The sequence below is a fragment of the Pollutimonas bauzanensis genome, assembly GCF_040393045.1.
In the GTDB taxonomy this organism is placed as follows: domain Bacteria; phylum Pseudomonadota; class Gammaproteobacteria; order Burkholderiales; family Burkholderiaceae_B; genus Pollutimonas; species Pollutimonas bauzanensis_A.
Genome location: NZ_JBEBUX010000164.1, coordinates 1 through 8,229, shown reverse-complemented (window position 1 = coordinate 8,229; position 8,229 = coordinate 1). Strand labels below are relative to the sequence as shown.

Sequence of the window (8,229 nt, the reverse complement as noted above, 5' to 3'; positions counted from 1 at the left end):
CTGTCTATGCCATGCCATCCAGCGCCTTTTCCAGGTTTCCCACCGTCCGTTCGATGTGATGCAGCTTGTCCAGCCCGAAGAGCCCGAGACGAAACGTCTTGAAGTCGTCTCCTTCGTCGCACTGCAGCGGAACGCCCGCCGCGGCCTGCAAGCCTGCCGATGCGAATTTCTTGGTGGACTGGATGGCCGCGTCATCGGTATAGCTGACGACTACGCCAGGCGCTTCGAAGCCTTGCGCGGCCACGCTTTTAAAGCCCTTTTTCAGCAACAGCGCGCGCACTTGCTTGCCTAGTTCCTGCTGCTCGGCACGCACCTTATCGAAACCATAGGCTTCGGTTTCTGCCATGACGTCGCGCAGCACGATAAGTGAGTCGGTGGGCATGGTGGCATGGTAAGCAAAGCCGCCTTGTTCATAGGCTTCCATGATCTGCAGCCACTTGCGCAAGTCGCAGGCAAAGCTGGTGCTGACAGTGCTGTCGATTTTTTCTCGCGCCAGGGCGCTAAGCATGACCAAGGCGCAGCACGCAGAAGCGGTCCAGCCCTTTTGCGGTGCGCTGATCAGCACGTCCACCCCTATTGATTTCATGTCGACCCACACGGTTCCAGATGCGATGCAATCCAGGACAAAGAGTCCTCCCTCGGCATGGACGGCGTCGGCGACCTTGCGCATATAGTCGTCGGGCAGCATGATGCCCGACGAGGTTTCAACGTGGGGTGCAAAAACGACAGCCGGTTTGTCGGCTTTGATCGCGGCCACCACTTCTTCGATGGGAGGCGGGGCATAGGCAGCCTGACGGCCGCCGTGCTCTGGACGCGCCTTTAGGACAGTCGTGCCTGACGGGATGTTGCCCATGTCGAAAATCTGGGTCCAACGGTAGCTGAACCAGCCGGTGCGAATGACCAGGCATTGCTTGCCCGTGGCAAACTGCCGCGCCACGGCTTCCATCCCGAAGGTGCCACTGCCGGGAACGACGATAGCCGCCTGGGCGTTATAGACTGTTTTCAAGGTTCGGGAAATGTCTTTCATTACCCCCTGGAAAGTTTGCGACATGTGGTTTATGGCACGGTCTGTATAAACCACCGAATATTCCAGCAGTCCATCGGGATCGATGTTGGGCAGTAAACTAGGCAAGTTCTTCTCCTGGAAAATAGAATGAAATCGGGACGGTCTCATCTTAATCATAAGCGCAACCCGGTTTCGTCGATAGAGGGCTGTTAACATTTCATGACTCCGTTTCCGCTCACCCAATTGCAAGCACGGCATATCTGGCTGCGCGCCCAAAAGCTGGATACGGCTGCGCCCTTCGGCAGAGGGGCTGCCGCTACCCCTGCGGCGATCCAGCACCTTGGTTATGTGCAAATCGACACCATCAACGTGATCGAACGCTGCCATCACCATATTCTCTGGACGCGAATTCCTTCATACCGGCGCGATCACTTGCGGCAAGCGCAAACGATCGACAAGACCGTTTTCGAGTACTGGACTCACGCGTTATCGTACGTGCCTACGAGCGACCTGAAGTTTTTCATGGCCGATATGGCGCTCCAGCGCAAGTCGCCGAAAAGCTGGTTCAACGCCGTGACGGAAAGCGATCTTCGTAAAGTCATCGCGCGCATTCGGGAGAATGGGGCACTGTCGATCCGCGATATCGACGATGACGTGCTGGTTGAAAAAGACCATGCCTGGGCAAGCCGAAAACCGTCAAAACGCGCATTGCAATTGGCTTTTCATGCGGGGAAACTGACCGTCAGCGAACGTGTGGGGATGTTGAAAACCTACGAACTCATGGAACGGCATTTTCAATGGGATCGTCCGCCGAAGAAAGCCTCCGAAGAACAAGTCATAAATTATCTGCTCGACAGGGCACTACGGTCGCAGGGCCTGGTTAGCCTGGATTCAATCTGCCACCTGAACCCCAAGCGCAAGCCTTTTGTTCGCAGGCTAATCGAGACCAGGCTGCGACGGGGCGACCTGGTTCTCGCAGAGATCGATGGCGCGGGCAGGCAGGAGCATTGGGCCTCCCCGCAAACGTTGGCCGACATTCCGGAAACGACAGAGGGCGTGCATATTCTTTCGCCTTTTGACCCGCTGATCATCCAACGTAAAAGGCTCAAACTGTTCTTCGATTACGAGCACGTGTTTGAAGCCTACGTGCCCAAGGAGCGGCGCGTCTATGGATATTTGGGGCTTCCGGTGCTGGTCGATGGCGAGATCGTGGCCGTTGTCGATCTGAAGGCGGATCGCACGCGACAAGAACTGTTATTGCAACAATGGACTTGGGTGGGTGGGGGCGACGCGTCTTTGCACACGAAGCAAATCGAAGAGAAGCTTCACCAGTTCGACCAGTTCCAGTTCGCCTCCTGAAGGTGGCCGCTTTTACATTTTCGAATTGAAATTAGGTGGTGCGTGGCTATATACTGTGTTTTTATACAGTTATGGTTAGGGGGAACGATGCACGCGACGCCAATCAAGGGCAGGGGTAGCGTCTCGAATAGAACCTCCCGTTTCGAGGCGCTTCAACGGGAATCATTCGACGACGAATGGGACGCGGCCGATCGGGACACCGCCTCGAATCCAGCCACCACGGTTACTTTCGAGACGGCCAAGTCCATCATTTCCCGCAACCAGTCGCCCGACATTCCTTTTGAGCAATCCATCAATCCATACAGGGGCTGTGAGCATGGCTGCATTTATTGCTATGCGCGGCCGACGCATGCGTATCTGGACCATTCGCCTGGCCTGGACTTTGAAACCAAACTGTATGCCAAGGTCAACGCGGCTGAAGTGCTGCGCAAATCATTGTCGAACCCGTCTTACGTGCCCAAGCTCATAGCGTTGGGCGCCAATACCGACCCGTATCAACCTATCGAGCGGCGGCTAGGTATAACAGCATCGATTTTGGCGGTGCTGGAAGAATTCAACCATCCTGTCGCCATCACCACCAAGTCGGCATCGGTAACGCGGGATATCGATTTGCTTGCCCGAATGGCTAGCAAGAACCTGGTGCGCGTGTTCATGTCGGTAGGCTCATTGGATAGACATATTGCAAGAACCTTGGAACCACGCGCCAGCACTCCCGGGGCGCGTATCGATGCCATTCGTACGCTCAGTCAGGCAGGGATTCCAACGGGGGTTATTGTGGCGCCTGTTATCCCTGCGTTGACGGATCACGATCTGGAAAAAATTCTGTTCACCGCGAAAGACGCAGGGGCGATAAATGCCGCCTATGTCTTATTGCGCTTGCCGCTCGAAATTGCGGAGTTGTTTCGTGAATGGCTGGCCGAACACTACCCTCTAAAAGAGGCCCACGTTATGAACCAGGTAAAGGAAATGCGTGGCGGCAAAGTATACGATGCCGATTTCAGGACCAGGATGAGAGGCGCAGGCGTTTTCGCCGATCTTCTTGAGCAAAGGTTCAGAAGGGCATGTTCGAAAGCAGGCTTAAGCCAGACTCGACATGCATTGACTACGGATCTTTTTCGACGCCCGTCCGAACCCCAGCCCCAATTAACGCTGTTTTGATGACGTGGTTGCCGCCTCAAGTAAAAAGATACGTTGGCGCTAAGCGTTTACAAAACCGTATCCAGCCGAGTTATCAAGAACTCAATAAATACGCGGGCCTTGGCAGGCATCAGGCGCGAGGGAAACAGTGCAAGCAGGGGGATGGGGGCAAAGCTCCATTCCGGCAGTATGCGAACCAAAGAGCCTGCAGTGGCAAGAGTGGGGCACTTGGCGTCCGACATCGGCACTATGCCCAGGCCCAGCGTTGCCATGCGACTAAGCATCGCAACATTATTGACGGACAAAGGCCCGCTGACAGTGACGCTTTCAGTCTTGTCGACCGAGGATAGCTCCCAAATGGAATCGACACTGCTTCCCGATGAGCGCAGGCATTTGTGCTCTTGTAAGTGAGCAGGGGTCGTTGGTGTTCCATGCCGAGCAAGATATTCAGACGATGCATAAAGCCCCAGCCGCGCACTGCCGAGTTGGCGTGAAATAACGCCTGAATCCGTTTGGGAGCCATAGCGTATTACCACATCGAATGGGTCAGCCAGAAGGTCGACAGCTTGTATGCCCAAGTCATATTCGCAATCAATTTCCGGAAACTGCTGGCTGAAGTCGCGCATGATAAATGGCATGTACATCATTGCAAAGCTGCTGGGCATTGAAATGCGTAGCCGTCCCTTGGGACGTTGGGTAAGCCCGAGCAGTTCTTCGTGGGCCATTTGTGCTTCGACGACTAGCCGCTGGCATCGCTCAAAGTAAACCGAGCCCGCTTCGGTTAGTCCAACCTTGCGTGTACTACGTTTGAGCAAAAGCACGCCGATATCACGTTCCATTTCGCTTATCCGACGCGACAAGGTAGAGGTCGGCATGTTTAGCGCCTGTGCCGCGCGGGTAAAGCTCCCTGTTTTGGCGACCTCAACAAAAAGCGCAATGTTGTCCAGCGATGGGGTCATTGTTTATTCCAAATTCATCAATAGTCTGTGTCTATTATCCTATAGGAAGTGGCTATTGTTTATATAAATGGAAATATGAATGTAATAAATCAGGGTTTATCCCAGTGTCGAATCACCGCATACTGAACCCATCGAAATCACTTACATGGCAACGGTGGCAAACACAGCACCAAGCCATTTCGATTTTTCTTCATTTTTGATTATAGGATTTACCATGAAAACCTTAGTTAGCGCATTGATGATTTCTGCAACTGTATTTACCGGCGCAGCATACGCTGCTGACTCGTCCACCCCGACTCGTGCCGAGGTTATCGCTGACATGCAGCAAGCTCGAGGAGCGGGTTTGATGAGCGATGGTGAGCAGGCTTACCCAGTTGCAATTAGTACTGCCAATACGAAAGACCGCGCACAAGTGCAGGCAGAGTTGTCGGCCGCGATTGCTGCAGGGCAAGTCAGCATAGGGGAACAAGCCTATCCGCTAACCGCCGGAACGAGCAGCTCCAAGACACGCGCCGAAGTCAAGGCTGAGTTGTTTGACTATGCCTCGTCCCACCCTAACGCTTATGTTGCGGCCTAAGTGTTGTGTGAAATAAGCTCCATGAGGTCTCGTCAAGAGGGCGGGCTTGTGGAGCAGACTTGAGGGCTGGTAAATTGGGCAGTTGTTTGATGCATCCATAAGCAATAACACTCCCGGAGACCAGCCCTCATGTTTAAAGTCTATGCCATCGACGGGATTACGCCCGTTGTCGACCCCAGCGCTTATGTGCATCCGACCGCGGTATTGATCGGCGATGTCATCGTGGGGCCGGGCGTGTATATTGGCCCATTGGCCAGCTTGCGCGGCGATTTCGGGCGCATCGTTCTTAAGGAAGGGTCAAATGTCCAGGACACCTGCGTCATTCATGGTGTGGGCGAAAATGATACCGTGATCGAGGTCGATGGGCATATCGGGCACGGGGCCGTGCTGCATGGCTGCACCATCGAACGCAATGCCATGGTAGGCATGAACGCCGTGGTCATGGACCAGGCCGTCGTGGGGGAATCCAGCGTTGTGGCGGCGATGGCGTTTGTGAAAAGAGGTCTCGTTATTCCGCCACGCAGTCTGGCGGTGGGTGCACCGGCTCACGTGTTGCGCGAATTAAGCGACGCTGAAATTGCCGGAAAATCTTACGGAACACGACAATATCAGCACCTTGCACGCCGGTGTCTGCAAACCATGCGCGCGGTGGATCCGCTGACGGCAATAGAGCCGAATCGGGCCCGCCTAACGCCAGATCTAGTCAACCCCGATGGGCGACAGAGACCATAGCGTCTTCTTCGCGGACCCTACAATATGGCGGCAGCCTTAAGGGCGGTCAAAGACATCGCCATTCAGCAATATCGATCTGTCGATATCGTGAATATCGGTACGACCGCAAAACCCCATGGTGATGTCCAGTTCATTAGCTATTATTTCCAGGCAGCGGGTCACGCCTGCTTCGCCCATGGCGCCCAGCGAGTACAAGAATGGCCTGCCTATCATCGTTCCTTTGGCGCCTAGCGCTACTGCTTTCAGAACGTCTTGGCCAGACCGGATGCCGCCATCCATCCAGACCTCGATTTCCTTGCCTACGGCATGAGCGATGCCAGGCAGCGCGGATATGGAGGAGGGCGCGCCATCGAGCTGGCGGCCGCCGTGGTTGGACACAACAATGGCGTCAGCTCCGGTTTCTACCGCCAGACGGGCGTCTTCAGCGTCCATGATGCCTTTCAGGATAATCTTGCCGCCCCAGCGTTTCTTGATCCATTCAAGATCTTTCCAGCTTAATGCGGGGTCGAATTGTTCGGCGGTCCAGGACGACAGTGAAGACAGGTCGCCCACCCCTTTGGCATGGCCCACGATATTGCCGAAACTACGGCGCTTGGTGCCTAACATGTTCATGCACCAGCGTGGCTTGGTAGCGAGATTGATCAGGTTGGCCAAGGTAGGGCGCGGCGGGGTGGACAAGCCGTTCTTGATATCTTTGTGGCGTTGGCCCAGCACCTGCAAATCCAGGGTCAGCACCAGGGCCGAGCAGTTTGCCGCCTTGGCACGGTCAATCAGGCGCTCGATGAAGTCACGGTCGCGCATTACATACAATTGGAACCAGAATGGCTTGTGCGTATGGGCGGCGACGTCTTCGATAGAGCAGATGCTCATGGTGGACAGCGTGAAGGGAATGCCGAATTTTTCGGCGGCCTTGGCACCCAGGATTTCACCGTCGGCATGCTGCATGCCGGTCAGTCCTGTAGGCGCGATGGCGACAGGCATGGCAACATCGATTCCTATCATTGACGTGCGCAGCGAACGCGTTTCAATGTCCACGGCAACGCGCTGGCGGAATTTCAGTTTTTCAAAGTCCGTGACATTCGAGCGATAGGTTCCCTCGGTCCAGGAGCCGGAGTCGGCATAGTCATAGAACATTCTGGGAACCCGGCGTTCGGCCAATTGGCGAAAGTCTTCAACGCAGGTGATTTTGGATGCGGTGGACAAGAAGTGTCTCCTGAATTTATTGGTAGGGCGCAGGCTAAGCCCGGCCGGTATTTTTACAAGTAAAACATCTTAACTAAAATTTCCCAGGCTGATAATGCTGGTTTGCGTATGTCCGCGCAATTTCCGCCGTCCGCGACACGTTGCGATGCGCATCATGCCATTTGCAGGTGGCTTACCTCGTTGGCGAATACCATAAGTGCTTTGTAGCCGTTCCACCACATTACGCGCGCGACCTGAGTGCGGCAAGCGATATCCAGGGCTTGAATCGGATCGCTTTCGATGAAATGGGTGTGGCATCTGGACAGAATGGCTTCGGCCTTGTGTGCTGCGGTTTGTTCGGGCGTGTGGCGAGCCTCGTCGCGCATGATGAGCGGGCCATGAAAGCCATGCTGATCCAGCCAGGCCTGGGTGCGTAACCTGTCTTGTTCGGGGCGGCCGGTAATGATCGTGACATTGGCCAGATCCACTTGCGGCAGGTTTTTATTGGGCAGCAGCTGATCGCGGCGCGCCAGGGTTTCTTGTAATGCCTGGGCGTATTCGTCTTCAGGCAAGTCCATTAGCAATATGCCGTCCAGATCTATTGCCCACGATGCATAGTTGTATTCCGGTTGGCCAGGACGATTATGCGTGGCGTCGAACGCCGGAGTAATCGATTCTCTTTCCCATGGAAACCAGGCCCGATAGCCGTCGGGGATATTAAGCCCATAGTCTGGTGTGACGCGGGATTGCGCATCGTATGCCAGGGTAAAAACGGTCAGTTCATGACCTAGCGCCTGCAGAAAGGCGATACTGTCGGACAGCGTTGTGCCGCGTCCGGCAATATCTTCAACCAGAAGAATTCGGCAAGGGCCGGCGGGCTGATTGACCGTGTACCAGGATACGTCCCTGTTTTCACGGGAATACTGCAAAGCATACAAGGGCAGATCCAGTCCGGTGGATACCAGGGTGCCGGGCACCAAGCCGCCCCGGGCGATGGCCACTACAGCGTCAAAGCCTGCTGTTCGCCATGCGGGGACGAGTCCTGCAATAACGGCTTCGATACGAAGATAGTCATAAGAAAAGGCAGCTGGCGGGGTGTTCATGCGGTATCTCTCTGTGTTGCGACAGTCTGCATTTTAGGCTGGTGGCGCCAGGTTTCTATATCGGAGCGCAGGCTCGCCCGGCGTGGAAGAAAATTTTATGTTATAGTTACGCCTCTTTCACAGCGGCTGTAGCTCAGTTGGATAGAGTACTTGGCTACGAACCAAGGGGTCGTG

The 8,229-nt window shown here is 55.0% G+C and carries 8 protein-coding genes; 4 read left to right on the top strand and 4 right to left on the bottom strand.

Features of this window, described 5'->3' with window-relative positions; all coding sequences use genetic code 11:
- Nucleotides 1–4 precede the first annotated feature (4 nt).
- A complete protein-coding gene (locus tag ABWO67_RS17985; protein WP_353154283.1) occupies nucleotides 5–1,132 on the bottom strand; it encodes an aminotransferase class V-fold PLP-dependent enzyme in 1,128 nt (375 codons plus the stop codon).
- A gap of 93 nt (nucleotides 1,133–1,225) precedes the next feature.
- Between ABWO67_RS17985 and ABWO67_RS17980 the strand changes: the two genes are divergently transcribed.
- Together ABWO67_RS17980 and ABWO67_RS17975 are read left to right on the top strand one after the other, a co-directional pair.
- Nucleotides 1,226–2,365, top strand: a complete 1,140-nt coding sequence (locus ABWO67_RS17980) for a winged helix-turn-helix domain-containing protein (RefSeq protein ID WP_353154281.1) — start codon at nucleotides 1,226–1,228, stop codon at nucleotides 2,363–2,365.
- Between the two features lie 87 nt (nucleotides 2,366–2,452).
- On the top strand, nucleotides 2,453–3,523 hold the full coding sequence (locus tag ABWO67_RS17975; protein ID WP_353154278.1) for a PA0069 family radical SAM protein: 1,071 nt from the start codon (nucleotides 2,453–2,455) through the stop codon (nucleotides 3,521–3,523).
- Between the two features lie 47 nt (nucleotides 3,524–3,570).
- On the opposite strand, the gene ABWO67_RS17970 is transcribed toward ABWO67_RS17975, so the two are convergent.
- Nucleotides 3,571–4,461 carry a LysR family transcriptional regulator gene (locus ABWO67_RS17970; RefSeq protein ID WP_353154276.1) on the bottom strand — a complete coding sequence of 297 codons (891 nt, stop codon included), beginning with the start codon at nucleotides 4,459–4,461 and terminating at the stop codon, nucleotides 3,571–3,573.
- Between the two features lie 214 nt (nucleotides 4,462–4,675).
- Between ABWO67_RS17970 and ABWO67_RS17965 the strand changes: the two genes are divergently transcribed.
- Both ABWO67_RS17965 and ABWO67_RS17960 read left to right on the top strand, forming a co-directional pair.
- Complete coding sequence (locus ABWO67_RS17965) at nucleotides 4,676–5,038, top strand: DUF4148 domain-containing protein (RefSeq protein WP_353154274.1); 363 nt, start codon at nucleotides 4,676–4,678, stop codon at nucleotides 5,036–5,038.
- 129 nt (nucleotides 5,039–5,167) lie between these two features.
- Nucleotides 5,168–5,770 (top strand): phenylacetic acid degradation protein PaaY, encoded by a 603-nt coding sequence (locus tag ABWO67_RS17960; protein ID WP_353154272.1) that lies wholly within the window; start codon nucleotides 5,168–5,170, stop codon nucleotides 5,768–5,770.
- Nucleotides 5,771–5,806: 36 nt separating this feature from the next.
- Here the strand turns inward: ABWO67_RS17960 and ABWO67_RS17955 are convergent, their stop codons facing one another.
- Both ABWO67_RS17955 and ABWO67_RS17950 read right to left on the bottom strand, forming a co-directional pair.
- A complete protein-coding gene (locus tag ABWO67_RS17955; RefSeq protein ID WP_353154270.1) occupies nucleotides 5,807–6,973 on the bottom strand; it encodes an alpha-hydroxy acid oxidase in 1,167 nt (388 codons plus the stop codon).
- A gap of 152 nt (nucleotides 6,974–7,125) precedes the next feature.
- The gene (locus ABWO67_RS17950; protein WP_353154267.1) at nucleotides 7,126–8,055 is read right to left on the bottom strand and encodes a phosphoribosyltransferase family protein; all 930 of its coding nucleotides are present in this window, start codon (nucleotides 8,053–8,055) and stop codon (nucleotides 7,126–7,128) included.
- Nucleotides 8,056–8,229 lie beyond the last annotated feature (174 nt).